The organism is Paenibacillus sp. FSL R7-0652 (assembly GCF_038595045.1).
Classification (GTDB): Bacteria; Bacillota; Bacilli; order Paenibacillales; family Paenibacillaceae; genus Paenibacillus.
This window is the reverse complement of sequence record NZ_CP152001.1, coordinates 2,391,157-2,407,832: the sequence shown is the minus strand read 5'-3', so window position 1 is coordinate 2,407,832 and position 16,676 is coordinate 2,391,157. Positions and strand designations below refer to the sequence as shown.

The 16,676-nt window shown below is 46.2% G+C and carries 16 protein-coding genes; all 16 read right to left on the bottom strand.

Annotation, left to right across the window (positions count from 1 at the left end; all coding sequences use genetic code 11):
- Positions 1-55: 55 nt before the first annotated feature.
- The 16 genes from MKY97_RS11010 to topA all read right to left on the bottom strand — a co-directional run bounded on the left by MKY97_RS11010 (position 56) and on the right by topA (position 16,563).
- The gene (locus MKY97_RS11010) at positions 56-439 is read right to left on the bottom strand and encodes a TIGR02530 family flagellar biosynthesis protein (RefSeq protein WP_342555467.1); all 384 of its coding nucleotides are present in this window, start codon (positions 437-439) and stop codon (positions 56-58) included.
- Complete coding sequence (locus MKY97_RS11005) at positions 436-1,002, bottom strand: flagellar hook capping FlgD N-terminal domain-containing protein (RefSeq protein WP_342555466.1); 567 nt, start codon at positions 1,000-1,002, stop codon at positions 436-438. Before MKY97_RS11005 ends, MKY97_RS11010 begins: the two co-directional genes overlap by 4 nt.
- 19 nt (positions 1,003-1,021) lie before the next feature.
- The gene (locus MKY97_RS11000) at positions 1,022-2,395 is read right to left on the bottom strand and encodes a flagellar hook-length control protein FliK (protein WP_342555465.1); all 1,374 of its coding nucleotides are present in this window, start codon (positions 2,393-2,395) and stop codon (positions 1,022-1,024) included.
- 37 nt (positions 2,396-2,432) lie between these two features.
- Positions 2,433-3,371: a kinesin gene (locus tag MKY97_RS10995; RefSeq protein WP_342555464.1), complete on the bottom strand. Its 939-nt coding sequence runs from the start codon at positions 3,369-3,371 to the stop codon at positions 2,433-2,435.
- Between the two features lie 43 nt (positions 3,372-3,414).
- Positions 3,415-3,867: a flagellar export protein FliJ gene (gene fliJ, locus MKY97_RS10990; protein WP_342555463.1), complete on the bottom strand. Its 453-nt coding sequence runs from the start codon at positions 3,865-3,867 to the stop codon at positions 3,415-3,417.
- Between the two features lie 11 nt (positions 3,868-3,878).
- Entirely contained in the window at positions 3,879-5,198 is a 1,320-nt protein-coding gene (gene fliI, locus MKY97_RS10985) for a flagellar protein export ATPase FliI (RefSeq protein ID WP_342555462.1), read from the bottom strand.
- Entirely contained in the window at positions 5,185-6,042 is an 858-nt protein-coding gene (locus MKY97_RS10980; protein WP_342555461.1) for a FliH/SctL family protein, read from the bottom strand. The genes fliI and MKY97_RS10980 overlap by 14 nt, the downstream gene beginning before the upstream one ends.
- Positions 6,035-7,051: a flagellar motor switch protein FliG gene (gene fliG, locus MKY97_RS10975; RefSeq protein WP_342555460.1), complete on the bottom strand. Its 1,017-nt coding sequence runs from the start codon at positions 7,049-7,051 to the stop codon at positions 6,035-6,037. Before fliG ends, MKY97_RS10980 begins: the two co-directional genes overlap by 8 nt.
- Before the next feature lie 11 nt (positions 7,052-7,062).
- Positions 7,063-8,649: a flagellar basal-body MS-ring/collar protein FliF gene (gene fliF / locus MKY97_RS10970; RefSeq protein WP_342555459.1), complete on the bottom strand. Its 1,587-nt coding sequence runs from the start codon at positions 8,647-8,649 to the stop codon at positions 7,063-7,065.
- Between the two features lie 131 nt (positions 8,650-8,780).
- The gene (gene fliE, locus MKY97_RS10965; protein ID WP_342555458.1) at positions 8,781-9,092 is read right to left on the bottom strand and encodes a flagellar hook-basal body complex protein FliE; all 312 of its coding nucleotides are present in this window, start codon (positions 9,090-9,092) and stop codon (positions 8,781-8,783) included.
- Positions 9,093-9,146: 54 nt separating this feature from the next.
- Positions 9,147-9,599: a flagellar basal body rod protein FlgC gene (gene flgC, locus MKY97_RS10960; RefSeq protein ID WP_342555457.1), complete on the bottom strand. Its 453-nt coding sequence runs from the start codon at positions 9,597-9,599 to the stop codon at positions 9,147-9,149.
- Positions 9,600-9,604: 5 nt separating this feature from the next.
- The gene (flgB, locus tag MKY97_RS10955; protein WP_342555456.1) at positions 9,605-10,012 is read right to left on the bottom strand and encodes a flagellar basal body rod protein FlgB; all 408 of its coding nucleotides are present in this window, start codon (positions 10,010-10,012) and stop codon (positions 9,605-9,607) included.
- Between the two features lie 1,001 nt (positions 10,013-11,013).
- A complete protein-coding gene (gene hslU, locus MKY97_RS10950; RefSeq protein WP_342555455.1) occupies positions 11,014-12,420 on the bottom strand; it encodes an ATP-dependent protease ATPase subunit HslU in 1,407 nt (468 codons plus the stop codon).
- A gap of 114 nt (positions 12,421-12,534) precedes the next feature.
- Positions 12,535-13,077 carry an ATP-dependent protease subunit HslV gene (hslV, locus tag MKY97_RS10945; protein WP_111269998.1) on the bottom strand — a complete coding sequence of 181 codons (543 nt, stop codon included), beginning with the start codon at positions 13,075-13,077 and terminating at the stop codon, positions 12,535-12,537.
- A 26-nt stretch (positions 13,078-13,103) separates the two neighbouring features.
- The gene (gene trmFO, locus MKY97_RS10940) at positions 13,104-14,441 is read right to left on the bottom strand and encodes an FADH(2)-oxidizing methylenetetrahydrofolate--tRNA-(uracil(54)-C(5))-methyltransferase TrmFO (RefSeq protein ID WP_342555454.1); all 1,338 of its coding nucleotides are present in this window, start codon (positions 14,439-14,441) and stop codon (positions 13,104-13,106) included.
- A 22-nt stretch (positions 14,442-14,463) separates the two neighbouring features.
- Positions 14,464-16,563: a type I DNA topoisomerase gene (gene topA / locus MKY97_RS10935; protein ID WP_342555453.1), complete on the bottom strand. Its 2,100-nt coding sequence runs from the start codon at positions 16,561-16,563 to the stop codon at positions 14,464-14,466.
- Positions 16,564-16,676 lie beyond the last annotated feature (113 nt).

Below are 16,676 nucleotides of genomic sequence, written 5' to 3'. Positions count from 1 at the left end.
TGGTTGCCGCATCAGTCGGTCAGCGGCATTCCGGCTCCCGAGAAGGGCCAGCCGGCTAAGAAATAATGACAGCACTATCGATCTGAGTGAAGACATTGTCTTTCATACTTTCGCTATCCATCGCAGTAACAACAGTGCGATTTTTAACATTAACGATAAAGGCCATATCCTGCATCAAAATCAGAGACTCTTTAGCTCCCTTGGCGGCAGCTTTATCGAGTGCCGAACCAATCTGCTTCATCTGCTCTGTTTTCAACTCAATCCCACGCTGTTCCAGTCGCTTGGCCGCATGGTTGCTGAGTTTCAAAAGATTATCTTCAAGCACCTGCGCAAAAGGTTTAGCGGGGGCACTGGAGACTTCTCCCTGTTGGGGTTTGCGAAGCATATTTGGAGTAACGGGTCCAGTATACAATTGTCCAACCGTTATACGATCACTCATACCGTCTGCTCACGATCTTCAGACTCACTTGCCTCGTCTTTTACATCCGATGGCTCGCTTACATTAGAACCCGCAGCACCATCCTGTACGTTTTGCACATCCTGCACAGGCGTTTTCTCTTCTTCATCCTGCTTCGCACGGTTCACTTGAATAATTTCATCCAGCTTGATTTCGTCCTTGCCTACTTTCGCGTACTGCACACCGTCGCGCACAACAATAGAGTCAACAATACCTTGACGAAGTGCACCACTGTCTGCTTTATCAGAAGAGAGCCAACTGATCTCCATGCCAATCATGCCTGATACGGCCCCAAGTGACTGATTCAATGTTTTAAGCTGTGAAGAAATGTTTACCAGCTGCTCCACTGAACTGAATTGAGCCATCTGAGCAATAAATTCTTTATCTTCCATTGGCTGCATCGGGTCCTGATTCTGCAGCTGGGTGATCAAGATTTTGAGAAACTGATCCTTACCAAGCTCTTTGGTTGCAGCGCTGGTTGTCGCTTTATTCGCAGCCGAGTAGTTTGGCCAAACATTATTAGTAGAAACAATTTCGTTTGCCATATATTCACCTCATTCCTCTTTAAGCCTCTGCACTGAATGAATCGCGCTGCATTTCGCCGCCTTCTACTTGTTCACTGCGCCAGCTGCGCAGCTCTTCCTGAAGTCCGGCTGCGGTTACGGCTTCATCCGTATGTTCTCCCCGCTCACGTGAACGCCTCTGCTGCTGCGATTGATTACCTTGCTGACGACCGCCATCCTGATACATCTCGGACCCTAGCGAGCTGTTCTGAGTTACTTCCAGACGTTCTACCTGAATGCCTTGAGACTGCAGCGAGGAACGCAGCTGCATCATCTGCTGTTCAAGCATGTCTTTCGCCATGACATGTTCTGTCATGAACCTGGCGACCAACTGCCCGTTTTGTAACGTAATCTGCACATCCAATTTCCCCAAATGTTCAGGACGAAGTGAGATTGTTGCCTCGGAGAACCCTTTCTGCTGCACGATATCGAGTTTATCCACCACAAATTGCGTCATTTCCTTAGCAAAAAGCGAGGCCTGCATCACAGGCTGGGCCGGTTTGCCTGCGGTTGTGCCCGAGCTTCGTAAGGAAAGTTCTCCTGCAGTTACAATTCCGCCTTGTTGAATCTCTACATCTGCACTGGAAACTGGCGCTGCATCCGCTTTAGCTGTATTCGGCCCTGCTTTGGCTTCTACTAGAACAGTCTGGTCCTTCATGACAGAGATCGTATCCAGTATCGATTTCAGTTCAGACCAGCCTTTCTTGTCTTCCGTTTCAACTCCAGCTTTTTGCAGCTGAGTTTGAAGGTCCTGAAGCAGCTGTTTGAATTCAGGTGCAAGCTCCACTACAGCACGATTCGGATGTTGAACTTTCGCTGCCAATTGAGTCAACACATCCTGTAGAACAAAACGAATTGCAGCAGGATGTTGAGACAAATCAGCGGCAGAAGCAGCGTTAACGGTATCATCCGAATTGGAAACAGTTTCGCCTGCAGATGCTTGCTGATTGCTGTCAGCCCCTTTACCCAACAAAGCATACACTTGCTGGATCAACGTTTGGAGACCTGCAAGCAGTGATGGATCATTTTCCAAAGCTTCATCCAGAGCATCAAGATCACCGAACAGCTTTTTCAGCTTATCACTTAAACCCAACGCATCACCATCAGCAAAGAGTGAGGTTAACGTGTCAGTTAAAGATGTGTTTTCTCCTTCTTGTTCTGAAGCAAATGTAAACATAAACGGAGAAGCGGATTTGGCTGCTGTACTATTCGCTGTCTCACCTTCACCAGTTCCTCCAGCCATGGACTGTGCCAGTGTCTGCAGAAACTCACCACCTGTTTCCGTAACGGGACCGCTTGATTGTGATCCAGATGACGAAGCTGAACCGGAAGTTTTAGCCGGAGCTGTAGAGTTCATTTGATATACGAGTGACATTTTTTCACCTCCCCTCTATGCATTCACGTCCGTATCCTTACTTATTGCCCATCAGCCGATTCAAAACTTTGGCTGTTTCAACCGAGTCTTCCTTCGACATATTCTCAAGAAGTTGTGAACGAGTGGCATCATTTACTGAATTCAGTATAGTCAGTGTTTTATCCGGACTTATTTTATACGTTTCGAGCAGCAATTTAGCACCGCTGGATGCAGACATAGAGGCAAAAGTCTGACTCAACTGGGTTTTATCCAAATTCTTGCTGTTCGTTCCTGTAGTCGTTGAAGCTGCTGCTGTTTCCTTCTTTAATCTGGATTGGAGCGCATCCAGGGCAAGATCGCCTGAAGGTTTCGCATCCTTCATTAACATGGTTACATCCGCTGCCGTCTTGGGGTCCATCTTCTCCAGCACTTTCGTCCGGGCAGTCGACTGCATCGCATTTAACATGAGCACCATTTCTTCATTCGTCATATTTTGCAAAATCGGTGCAGCTTTACTCGGACTCATATCCGCATACATCTTAGCCAAACTTTTAATCTGCTTCTGATAGTCACTTTCGCTTTCAGGTTGTGCAGCTGCAGCGGTTTCAGCTGTTTGTTTGGCTTCATCCAATTTCTTCTGCAAATCAGCTGTTTTCTGCGTCTCTGCAGCTGCAGCTTCTTTGGCTGCTTTGAGCTCTGTTTCTTTAGCTGTAACTTGAGATTTCAGCTTTTCAATCGTTGCTTCAGCGCTCTCTACCTGCTTCTCGGAGTTTTTCAGTTTCTCCTTCTCAGGGTCCAGAACCGGTTCAGGCACCCAGTTCTTGACAAAAGGGATTTTATTGGCAAGTTCGAGAGCATTATTCCGAATATCCACGTTAAACAGTGTAAGCAGTACACCAAGCAGCACTACGGTAAATACGATCGGGATTGAAATCATGAGAAACTTTTCCCATCCGCTCCCGGATTCTTTTTCGATATCAGTGTCTTTTACAGCCACCGTTCATTCCTCCTTCACGAGACAACTTCGCGCCCGGCTCACATCAATTCGCTCGTCCGGCTTTGGCAGCGAAGCGTACAGTAGCCATCTCGTCCAGATCATTCTGTTCCCGGAGGAGCATCTCCTGTTGAAATCTGATTTTGGCCTTATCTCTCGCTCCAAGCCACACTTTTTCATCAATGACTTTGCCATTTAAAAAGCTCTGATTCCGCTGCACATTGACCCGAGCATGCTTGACATCACTGTTCTTACGCGATATGCACTCGTCAAGGTGATAAGCATATCGCTGCATTTCCTGCAAACTGGATACGGAAGCACAGTTCTCCGTGGCAGATTGGATAATATCCATCAGATTATTTCGATCATTAATCAACTGCAGCAGATGTTCTTCTTCTGTCTGAAGTTTGCCAATGGCTGTAGATAACATCCATTCTGCCTGTGTCTTCTCATTGCTTTTCAGGTCAACAACCTTCTGGAAATGATATCGAAATTTCATCGTTTACCCATTCATCTCCTTGCGAATTCAAGAATCAAACGCTCCTGCACTTCACTTAGCGTCACTTTTTCATCCACTTTTTGCTTTGTAAAATTCCAGATATGGTCAATCTGATCCATCGCTTCATCGATGGCTGCGTTTGATCCTCGCTGGTAAGCACCGATATTGATCAAATCTTCCGATTCTTTGTACACCGCCATCAACCGTTTCATATTGTTAACCGCATCAATCTGCTCTTCAGGAGCGATGTCCTTCATCACACGGCTGATACTTGCAAGCACATCGATCGCAGGGAAATGGCCCTTATTAGCTATGGCGCGATTCAGCACAATGTGACCGTCCAAGATCCCCCTGACTGCGTCTGCAATCGGCTCGTTCATGTCGTCTCCATCAACCAGTACAGTGTAAAAGGCTGTAATGGACCCTGTGGGACCAGTCCCCGCACGCTCAAGCAGTTTCGGCAGGCTTGCAAAAACAGAAGGTGTATAACCTCTCATCGCCGGTGGTTCACCTACAGCCAAACCCACTTCCCTCTGAGCCATAGCGTAACGAGTAACGGAATCCATCATTAACATGACGTTCATGCCCCGGTCACGGAAATACTCCGCAATCGTCGTTGCAATAACCGCTCCCTTGATTCGAATCAAGGCGGGCTGATCTGATGTTGCCACGATGACTACAGATCGTTCCAATCCTTCCGGGCCTAAATCTCGCTCGATAAAGTCACGAACCTCGCGTCCACGTTCACCCACCAGAGCGATCACATTCACATCCGCTGCGGTATTGCGAGCAATCATGCCCATTAACGTACTTTTACCAACACCTGAACCAGCAAATATGCCGACCCGCTGTCCTTTTCCTACTGTGAGTAAACCGTCGATCGCTCTTACACCAACGCTCATCGTTTCAAGCACACGCGGTCTGTCCATCGGATTTACAGGTGTGTTAGAAGTAGAATACGTCGGCATTCTGGATGGCAGCAGTGAACCGTCAAGCGGCTGCCCCAGTCCATCGAGTACTTTCCCCAGCAGCTCTGACCCGACCTGAACACCTAACGGTTTGCCTGTTCCCACTACGTCGCACCCAGGACCGATGGATTGAAGTTCTCCCAGCGGCATAAGCAGCACTTTGTTATCTCGAAACCCTACGACTTCAGCCTGCAGGGGCTTGGCAGATTTGCCCGGATAGATGTAACATACATCGCCGATACTGGCATCAGGTCCCTCTGACTCCACCATCAAACCGATGACCTGCGTCACTTTGCCGTTTATACGCACAGGGTCAAACTGCCGCAGATGTTCCATATAACGCTGTGAACTAAGAACCTTCATGTTGATTTCTTCGCTCCTCATCCTCAAGTGCTATGCGGATCAGTTCTTTTTTAATCTCGGCGAGCTGCGTATCAATTCTTGCATCCACACTTCCAAATGAAGAACGGATAACACAGCCTTTATCTTTAACCGTAGCATCTGGCAAAATTTGCAGATCTGCTTGCGAATCAATGGAAAGCGCCAGTTCTTCCCTAGCAGCTTGTACAAATGAAAACTGTTCCGGCGCGACACAGAGTGTGATCTGGCCTTGTTCTCTTTTCCTGGACAAGCTCTGACGGATCAGTTCCAGTGTATGTTCAGGCTCTACAGTAAGCTGTTTATCTATAACTTTCTCTGCAATACCGCACGCAAGATCAACAAGAAAAGGCTCTGCTTCCTGAATAATCTGGTCTTTGGCAGTATACGCTTCCTGAAGCACTAATTGCGCTTCTTTCATCATCTCTTCGATCCTCACCTGGAGATCCAGTTCAGCTTGTGCTTGTCCTTCTTCGAACCCTTGTTGAAAACCTTGGGCACGGAGAGCTTCTGTCAGATGTTCATCCTGCTCTCGCTGCTCCTGCCACCAGCGATCAATCTGTTCTCGGGCCTCCTGAAGCATTCGTTCCGCTTCTTCCGAAGCTTCGCGCACCTGCTTTTCCGCAAACTCCTTGGCATCTTCCAGCATTTCAGCAGTGAGACGTTCCGTCTCTTCATCCACACGTGCCCGAAGTACTTCTGCTTCGGAGATGGCCTCGCCATCCCCATGCATCCCCGTCTCTTCTTCACCCGCATAATGATGATGATTCTCGAGCTTTTTATGATCTTCAACCGGGACATACTGGAAAGATTTAATCAAATTAGACAATGATATCATCTCCTCCACCACGTGCGATAATGATCTCACCGGACTCTTCCAGTCTGCGGATCGTACCTACGATACGTGTCTGAGCTTCCTCCACATCACGAAGCCGCACAGGGCCCATGAATTCCATCTCTTCTTTGAATGTTTCAGACATCCGTTTCGACATATTACGGAATACAGCTTCACGCACTTCTTCGCTCGCCACTTTGAGTGCCAGCTGCAGGTCGGCATTGTCGATATCCCGGATAATACGTTGAATGGAACGATCGTCCACATTGACAATATCTTCGAAAACAAACATCCGTTTTTTGATTTCTTCTGCAAGTTCCGGGTCCTGAATCTCGAGGGAATCCAGAATCGTACGCTCCGTCCCTCGGTCGACACCATTCAATATCTGAACGATGGATTCGATGCCGCCTGCATTCGTATAATCCTGGGTCACGGTAGATGACAATTTCTGCTCCAGCACTCGCTCTACCTGTGAAATGACTTCTGGTGAAGTGCTGTCCATTACCGCAACTCTGCGAGCCACATCTGCCTGCTTTTCCTGCGGGAGGGAAGACAAAATAGCCGCGGCCTGCTCGAATTGCAGATAAGATAGTACGAGCGCGATCGTTTGCGGGCTTTCGTTCTGAATAAAGTTCAAAATCTGATTCGGATCTGCTTTACGGGCAAAATCGAAAGGTCTGACCTGGAGCGTAGCTGTCAAACGATTGATAACTTCAAGCGCTTTGGTGGAACCGAGTGCTTTCTCCAAAATTTCTTTGGCGTAGGTAATCCCCCCTTGAGAGATGTACTCCTGTGCCAAACAAATCTGATGAAACTCGGACATAATCATGTCTTTTTCGGATGCATCAACCTTGCGCACGTTGGCAATTTCCAACGTGAGCTGCTCAATTTCCTCGTCACGCAGATGTTTGAAGATTTGAGCAGACACTTCCGGACCTAGTGTAATCAACAATATTGCTGCTTTTTGTCTGCCAGTCAATCCTGCACTGCCTGCTTTTGCCAATGTGTTCACCTCTATTCGTCAGCCAGCCACGTACGCAGCAGATTGACGAATTCGTCCGGCTTTTTCTTAGCCAAACTCTCCAATTGTTTGCGCACCTGACTTTCGTTCGTCACACTGTCCAGTGTTATGGACGGGAACTCTGTTGCTACTGGAAGCGGAATATCTTCCTCTTCTTCAAATTCATTTTGTTTACGACGACGACGTACTAACAAAATAACGACCGCAGCGATCAGTACTGCTATCAAAGCACCGCCACCCCACATCATTGCAGGTGTTAGCTGGAAGCCTGTGTTCGTATCTGCAGCTGTCGCAAAACCTTGTGACATAACTGAAACTTTCTTTGTCAGGTCTGCGTCAGTTATTGTAGTGCCTGAATCTGCCAATGAAGCTCGAACGATGTTAACCAGAATATTTTCAATCGCATCTTTAACCGGCTGCTGCAGTTCCGTTTGTCCTGCAGGTGGTTCAACAGCCACATTGATGGTTAAGTCTTTTACAGTATATGGGCTTGAAATGATATCTTTGGCAATCCGATTCACTTCATAGTTAATTGTGCTTGATGATTCTTCTGAGTTTGCATTGCTGTTGGAATCCGAAGACGGATAACCTGGAACGTCCTGTTGGCCGGTTCCTGCAACACCACCTGTTGGGCTTCCCCCGCCGGTGTAACTCTTCTGAATCTGCTGCACACTGATTTCGATTCCCTTCATGTTCTCTTGATCAACAGGTGTAACGAGATTTTCTTTACTGGTCACTTTATCAAAGTTTAGTTTGGAAGCAACAAGTACGTTAACTTTATCCTCGCCTACGATGTTGGAAAGGAACTGCTTTACGTTGTTTCTTACATCACTCTCGAACTTTTTCTGTAGAGCCATGTTTTCCTGCACTTCAGATGACAAGCCGCCACTGCCACCGCGAGCCGTCGGAATGAGTTCAGCTTCATCCGTATTCGTGATGGTAATATTCTCGATCGGAAGATTTGGAACAGCTGTTTTAACTAAGTTAAAGTATCCGTCTACAGCCGCCTGATTCGGATGATACCCCGGTTTGAACTGCAGTGCGACGGAAGCTGAGGCTTTATCCTGCTCTTCCAGACCGGCAAAGATATTATCTTTAGGCATGTTAACAAGGACTTTGGCATCCTGGATGCCCTGCATACGCTGAAGCAGTTTCTCAACTTCTCCATTTAAAGCATTGTTATATTTCACATCAAACTCTTTGTCTGTCATACCGATCGGAGATGATGAACTCTCAAATGCTTTATAACCAAGTGAACCATTTTGAATGATACCTTGTGAACCGATATTTACTTTGGTCAGTGCAACATCCGTACTGGGCACAGAAATACTTTTTCCGTCCGCGCTCAGTTTGTATGGAATATTGGAAGAGTTCAGATAATTGATTACACCAGCCGAATCACTTGCATTTAAGTCAGTGAACGCAACCTCATATTCCGTTTTGGATAACTGCATGGTGAGAACCACTGCGGCCAAAATCAGAAATAGGAAGGTAGAAATAAATAATGTTTTCTGCTTCTTGCTAAAGCTATTCCAGTACTGTGATGCCTTATCCCTGTACTGGGCAATTCTCTCATTCACTCTGTCACCCCATCCGAAACTTTGCTTAGTCCGTCCTTGCACAAGCGTTAGCGTTCCATTGGCCTGTGTCAAGAGCAGCTTCGCAGCTGCTTGTCATTATGATCAGCGCTGCTGTCTGCGCAAACGATCCTTTACAACTGCGTACGCATAATCTCCTGATAAGCCTCAACCACTTTGTTTCGCACTTGAGTGGTAAGCTGCAGACCCAGCAGAGCTTGTTCCGAAGCGATCATCACCTGATCTACATTCGCTTTGCCTACCAAAAATTGATTTGACATTTCATGTGCTTGGGTCTCCTGTGCGGCGACAGACCCCAAAGCATTTTGTAAGTATGTACCGAAGCTCTGAATGCTTTCGGCTGGTGTAGATGGTTTATTTTCGGCAGTGCTCTTCATCTGCAGCGGCTGCACTCCTTGTGTGCTGAACATATTGTTCTGAATCATGAATGTCCCTCCCCTTATCTCCCGTTTTGTTTATTTGTCGAAGGATGCTGCAGTTTAAGCTCTTCCAATCTCCAATGCTTTAGAAATCATGGCTTTGGTTGAATTCAGTGCAGTTACGTTAGCCTCATAGGAACGCGAAGCGGAGATCATATCGACCATCTCTTTTGCAATATCCACATTAGGCATAAACACATAACCTTCTGCGTTCGCATCAGGGTGTGTTGGATCATAGACCGGTTTGAGTGGTGACTGATCCTCTCGAATTTCGGTTACTCTGACACCATCACCTGAGCCACCGCCCCGCATCTGGTTCTGCAGCATCGTACCAAAGGACGTTTTGTTCGGTTCAAGCACCACCATTTTCCTTTTGTACGGAACTGCAACCCCGTTTGACATGCTCGCGCGTGTAGTCTCTGCATTGGCAATGTTGGAAGAAATCACGTCCATCCTCAAACGCTGCGCAGTTAGAGCCGAAGCACTGATTCCAAAACTGCTGCTAATATTCAACGCTGTTATCTCCCTTCTACGCCAACTCGCATCATTTTGATCTGTTCGTTCACTTGCTGGATATAAGCACTGTAACGCAATTGATTATCCGCCAGAAGGCTCATCTCTCTATCGATGTCCACATTATTCTGGTTGTTATTCATGGAAGTGGACTGGTCCATATTAACTACTGGTGTCGGTACAGAAGAGGAAGGACCTATGACAAAATGCCTTGGATCCGTTACTTTGCCTTTAAGAACAGGCTGATCACCGTTCATCTGTCCCTGTAACATTTCTTCGAAAGAAACGTCCGAGCGCTTAAAATACGGGGTATCGGCATTCGCAATGTTGTCCGCTATCGTTCGTTGTCTGATGTTCGACGCATCGAGTGCACCTTGTAATCTTTTAAAGCTGATATCATTCAAAAGATTCACAATATCCCTCCTCTCTTTAGTATTTATGGAAAAAGATTGAATCTTTTCACGCGAAAATGATAATGTTTTTTCGACAAAAACATTCGTCTTTACACGGTTTTCTAGGACTTAAGTAGAATTAACTCTGATGTTGTCGTATAACATAAGTTTCTTCGAGTTTGGGATATATTACAATAAGAAAAAAGCCCTATCTTTTCTGAAAGAGAGAGCTTTTTGTGTATTTTCTGCAAATTTTGATTTTTTTCGTAAATATTCAGTCCCAAATCAAAAATGTGTTAATATTGCTGCAGTGCACCCTTACACATTCTTAAAATAAAACTCATTTTTACAGTCTGCGTTTCATTATTAATTGATTCAATTTCACACTGTTGTAAAAGCAATATCGGTTGTTAACTTTAGCATTTTTTACCGTCACATTAAGGTTTCAAGCCATCAATCAGCTGTAATTACTCGAAGTCATTTCTGTTTATCTCGCCATTTTATGTACAGGAAAAGACAGATTCTAAAATTTATTTCTCAACACTTTCTTAACAATTACACAGATGAATACTCATTTCGCTGTCTAAAACAATTGATCTCCGCTTCCAATTCCACCAAACAGCATTTTGCGCAAATGCGCAAGTTTTTCCAATCTCTATATTGAATGAAGATTAAGATTTAAATAATTAAAATTCTTTTAATGGAAATAGATGGATGGATAAAATGGGAATACCCACTAATCCGCTACCCTTTATAACGATGTTTATGCGGCACAAGTCCTATTTTCCGGTCTAATTTGCATCTCCCCTCTTTATCGGTCTATTCACAAGAAACTGTTATACCACTATAAAAATAAAAGGGCTGTACCGAAAAACACAGCATCTAACACAGCATGATCTGCAGGTTAATACAGAATCATGTTTGATAGATGCTCACTGTTCTTCAGTCCATACCCTTCGTTTTGCTGCTAGTAACTACTGTAGATGATACCGCAGCTCGTATTGAACACAATAATCTGCAGTTTAAAGAATATACTGGCTTAAATCACGATCTGTTGCAATATCGTTTAACTTCTCACGTACGTACTCCGGTGTAATGATCATATGCTCCAGCGTAAGTTCAGGTGCTTCAAAAGACAAGTCTTCCAAAAGCTTCTCCAGAATGGTATGCAGCCTGCGGGCCCCAATATTTTCTGTATTCTGGTTAACCGACTCAGCCAACTTGGCGATCTCCCGAATGGCTTCATCCGAGAATTCGATCTCGATATTCTCGGTACGCAGCAGATCGACATACTGCTTCGTCAGTGCATTCTGCGGTTCTGTCAAGATCGATACAAACTCATCCAGGCTGAGGCTGTTTAACTCAACACGAATCGGGAAGCGTCCCTGAAGCTCTGGAATCAGATCCGAAGGTTTGGCCACATGGAACGCCCCTGCCGCCATAAACAAAATATAATCCGTTTTAACGGGGCCGTACTTAGTCATAACCGTGGAACCTTCCACAATGGGTAGAATGTCACGCTGAACGCCCTCACGCGACACATCCGGACCGCTTCCACGGCCTTGACTGGCGACCTTGTCAATCTCATCAATAAAAATAATGCCTGTTTGCTCTGCACGCCGTATGGATTCCTGAGTTACATCATCCATATCAATCAATTTACCCGCTTCTTCCTGGGTAAGCACTTTACGCGCTTCCTTAATTGCCAGTTTACGTTTCTTTGTGCGGCGCGGCAGCAGACTGCCAAACATCTCCTGCATGTTCATGCCCATTTGATCATTGCCTTGACCCGCAAACATATCCATCATGTTAGGCGTATGATCCTCTACATCAATCTCAATGATGTCTTCCTCCAGCTTGCCTGAGAGCAGATCAAATCGGATTTTGCGGCGACGCTCCATCACACCTGTGTCCGGTTCAGGCTCCTCCTGTTCCTGGGCGGCATTTCCACTGCCGTTGTTGCCAAAGATCATTTCAAACGGATTACGCTGGTTTTTGGATTTGGACTGAGAAGGAGCCAGAATATGTACAATCCGTTCATTCGCCGCTTCTTCCGCCTTATCCTTCACTTTTTCTGTGCGCTCCAGTTTGACCATACGCAGGGATGTTTCAATCAAATCACGAACCATGGATTCGACATCACGTCCGACATATCCGACTTCGGTAAACTTCGTTGCTTCCACTTTGACAAATGGAGCCCCTACCAGTTTGGCAAGACGACGGGCGATTTCCGTTTTACCGACACCCGTAGGTCCAATCATCAATATGTTTTTAGGTACAATATCATCCTGTGTATGTTCTGGCAAAAGACTGCGTCGATAACGATTCCGAAGAGCAACTGCTACTGATTTTTTCGCTTGTTTCTGACCTACGATATACTTATCCAGTTCCGCAACAATCTGTCTTGGTGTTAAGGCTTGAGTATTCATATGCTTCCCTCCTGCACGTATGTTGGTGTCTGTTCACACAAGAACAAAGAATCTCCATAACGTAAACCGGAGCAGATGCAGCATCATGCCCCTTTACGGGAGATTTCCTTGTGATTACAACTCTTCCACGATAATATTACTATTTGTATATACACACAGCTCCGAGGCAACTTGAAGAGATTCGCGCGCGATGTCTTTAGCTTCCATTTGTACAGCGTGGCGTTTCAGTGCCCGCGCAGCAGACAAGGCAAAATTACCACCTGAACCGATGGCAATAATATCATCATCGGGCTCAATAATTTCCCCGCCGCCTGAAATAAGAAGCATGCCCGTTTTATCCATTACAATGAGAAGAGCCTCGAGTTTGCGCAAAATGCGGTCCTGCCGCCAGTCTTTGGCCAGCTCTACCGCAGCCCGCTGCAAATTGCCATGATGCTCTTCCAGCTTACCTTCGAATTTTTCAAACAGTGTGATCGCATCAGCTACAGAACCTGCAAATCCGGCAACAACCTGTCCACGATACAAACGTCTTACTTTTTTGGCTGTATTCTTCATTACAACGCTCTGTCCCATCGTTACCTGACCATCACCAGCAATAGCTGCCTTGCCATTATGACGAACAGCACAGATCGTTGTAGCATGAAATGACATATCCATAAAATCAGCCTCCCCCCACGAATAATTTATACGCGTTCCGGAACGGTTAGACCTTCTGAAGCAGCAAATTTGGCGATGCCGTCCAAGGCACGGTTCGCAAGTGCTTCATTTTTTTCTTTTTTATTGCGAATTTTCGTTTCCAGCTTCGGAAGCAGACCAAAGTTTGCATTCATCGGTTGGAAGTGTTTAAAGTCCGCAGTGGTAATATATTGAGCCATGCTGCCTAATGTCGTTTCTACCGGCAGTACAACCAGTTCCTGTCCCAGTGCTGCTTTGGCCGCGTTCATGCCAGCAATCAGACCAGATGCTGCAGACTCAACGTACCCTTCCACCCCTGTCATCTGACCGGCAAAGAACAGGTTTGGACGCTCTTTGAACTGGTAAGTCGGACGAAGCAGCTTTGGCGAGTTAATAAATGTATTCCGGTGCATAACACCGTAACGCACAAACTCGGCATTCTCAAGTCCAGGGATTAGAGAGAAGACACGTTTCTGCTCTCCCCATTTCAGATGGGTTTGGAATCCAACCAGGTTATACAGCGTTCCCGCTGCATTGTCCTGTCTAAGCTGCACTACCGCGTGCGGCAGTTCTCCTGTATGTGGATTAACCAAACCTACCGGCTTCATTGGACCGAACAATGCCGTTTGTTTACCACGTTTCATCATCACTTCAATCGGCATGCAGCCTTCGAAATAGATTTCTTTCTCAAATTCTTTGAGCTGAGCAACCTCGGCTGTAATCAGAGCTTCATAGAAAACATCAAACTCTTCTTCGGTCATCGGGCAGTTCAGATAGGCTGCTTCCCCTTTATCATAACGAGATGCAAGATATACTTTATTCATATCAATGGAATCTTTTTCAATAATCGGTGCGGCTGCATCATAAAAATAGAAGTATTCCTCACCCATCAACGCCTTGATCTGCTCGGACAATGCTGGTGAAGTGAGCGGGCCGGTTGCTACAACTACGATGCCATCCTCTGGCAATGAAGTAAGTTCCTCGTTCACCACTTCAATCAGTGGATGCTGATGCAGTGTCGATGTGATCTCGCCAGAGAATCCGTCCCGGTCAACAGCCAAAGCTCCGCCCGCAGGAACAGCATGCCGATCAGCCGCACCGAGAACGAGCGAATTCAGCATTCTCATTTCTTCTTTCAAAACACCTACAGCATTGGCCAGTCCATTGGCACGAAGTGAGTTGCTGCAGACGAGTTCCGCAAATTTATCCGTATGATGAGCCGGCGTTTTAACAACCGGTCTCATTTCAACTAATTTCACACGTACACCGCGGCTGGCGATCTGCCACGCCGCTTCAGACCCAGCCAGTCCTGCACCAATAACCGTTACTTGTTGTTCACTTGTCAAAATCATTTACCCCCATCGTATGCTAATCCGTTGATTCATCTTCCGGCTCTTCCACCGGCTCCTGATGATCACATGAAGTACACTGCAGTCTTGTTCCTTTTTTATTTCGCTTCTCAATCATTAAAGATCCGCAGCTAGGGCAGGGCTTCGCTGAAGGTTTATCCCATGATACAAAATCACATTCCGGATATTTGTCACAGCCATAGAATATACGTCCTTTTTTACTGCGGCGCTCCACGACATGCCCTTCCTTACACTTTGGACAAGTGACGCCGATATCTTTGATGATCGGTTTTGTATTACGGCAATCAGGGAATCCTGAACATGCGAGAAACTTTCCAAAACGGCCGAGTTTGTATACGAGCGGTTTGCCGCATTTCTCGCAAATCTCGTCCGAAACCTCATCTTCAATCTCGATCTCTTTCATTTCTTCTTCGGCAAACTCCAGCCGCTTCTCGAAAGATTCATAGAATTCAGCCAGAACTTTAACCCAGTCTTCCGAGCCTTCCTCCACATGGTCGAGGTCACCTTCCATGTTAGCCGTAAATTCAACATTCAGAATTTCCGGGAAAAACTCTTCCATCTGTTCGATGACCAGTTCTCCGAGTTCTGTAGGCATAAATTTCTTTTCTTCGATCGCCACATATCCGCGCTTCTGGATCGTCTCCAGTGTTGGCGCATATGTACTCGGTCTACCTATGCCCAGTTCTTCCAACGTTTTGACAAGACGTGCTTCCGTATAACGCGGCGGCGGCTGCGTAAAGTGCTGTTTCGGCTCAATCTCCTGCTTCTCAAGCACATCTCCGCTCTTCAGCGGAGGCAGTAAACGATCTTCTTCAGTGGTACCATCGTCATTGCCTTCAACATAAACTTTCATAAATCCATGGAAACGTACTTTCGAACCTGCCGCACGGAAAATCGTATCTCCAGCAGCTATGTCCACCGAAAGTGTATCCAGAATAGCTGAAGACATCTGGCTTGCTACAAAACGTTCCCAAATCAGTTTGTATAAACGGAATTGATCTCGGCTCATGAATGATTTGATCGAATCCGGTTCACGCAGGATGGAGGTTGGTCTGATCGCTTCATGTGCATCCTGAGCGTTGGAAGCCTTCTTGGAATAATTCCGCGGACTCTCCGGTGCATACGTTTCGCCATATTTGCCGATGATGTATTCTTTGGCTTCTTCTTGAGCAGAAGCTGCGATACGTGTCGAGTCTGTACGCATATAGGTGATCAGACCGACTGTACCTTCTTTTCCAAGGTCCACACCTTCATACAGCTGCTGTGCAACCGACATCGTTTTGGAAGCCCGGAAATTAAGTTTACGTGCCGCTTCCTGCTGCAGTGAACTTGTCGTAAACGGCGCAGAAGGGTTGCGAGTACGTTCCTTCTCTTTAACTTCCTTAATCGTAAAGTCCGCGCCTTCGATCTGTTTTAGAATCGCCTGCACTTCCGCTTCGCTGCCAAGTTCCGTTTTGGTACCGTTCAACTTATGAAATTTCGCTTCAAACGGGTTTCCATCTGCACTAAGCTTGGCCGTAATGCTCCAGTACTCTTCCGGTTCGAATTCATCGATTTCATTTTCACGATCCAGAATAATTTTGACTGCTACGGACTGAACCCTCCCCGCAGACAAACCCTTCTTTACTTTCTTCCATAGTAACGGACTGATCTTGTATCCAACGAGCCGATCCAAAATACGTCTTGCTTGCTGAGCATTGACCAGATCCATATTAATTTTACGCGGCGTTTTGAAAGCATCTTTAACCGCCTGTTTCGTGATTTCATTGAATACAACCCGGCAATCTGCCGTGTCATCCAGTTCAAGCGCATGCGCTAAATGCCAGGCAATGGCTTCACCCTCACGATCCGGGTCAGCTGCGAGATACACTTTTTTCACTTTCTTCCGTGCATCCTTAAGTTCTTTCAGTACTGAACCTTTACCGCGGATCGTAATATATTTCGGATTAAAATCGTTCTCGACCTCAACACCAATCTGACTCTTTGGCAAATCGCGCACATGTCCCATCGATGCCTTCACGATGAACTTGCTGCCTAAATATTTGCCAATGGTCTTTGCCTTTGAGGGCGACTCCACGATTACGAGTGCATCCGCCATAGGTTCATCCTCCTCTCAGTCATGAAACTGTTTCCTGCTATATAAGCTCTTGTTGTGTAAATCATCGTTCGACTTATATAGTTAAATGCTTCATATCATTCTTCTTATTTTAT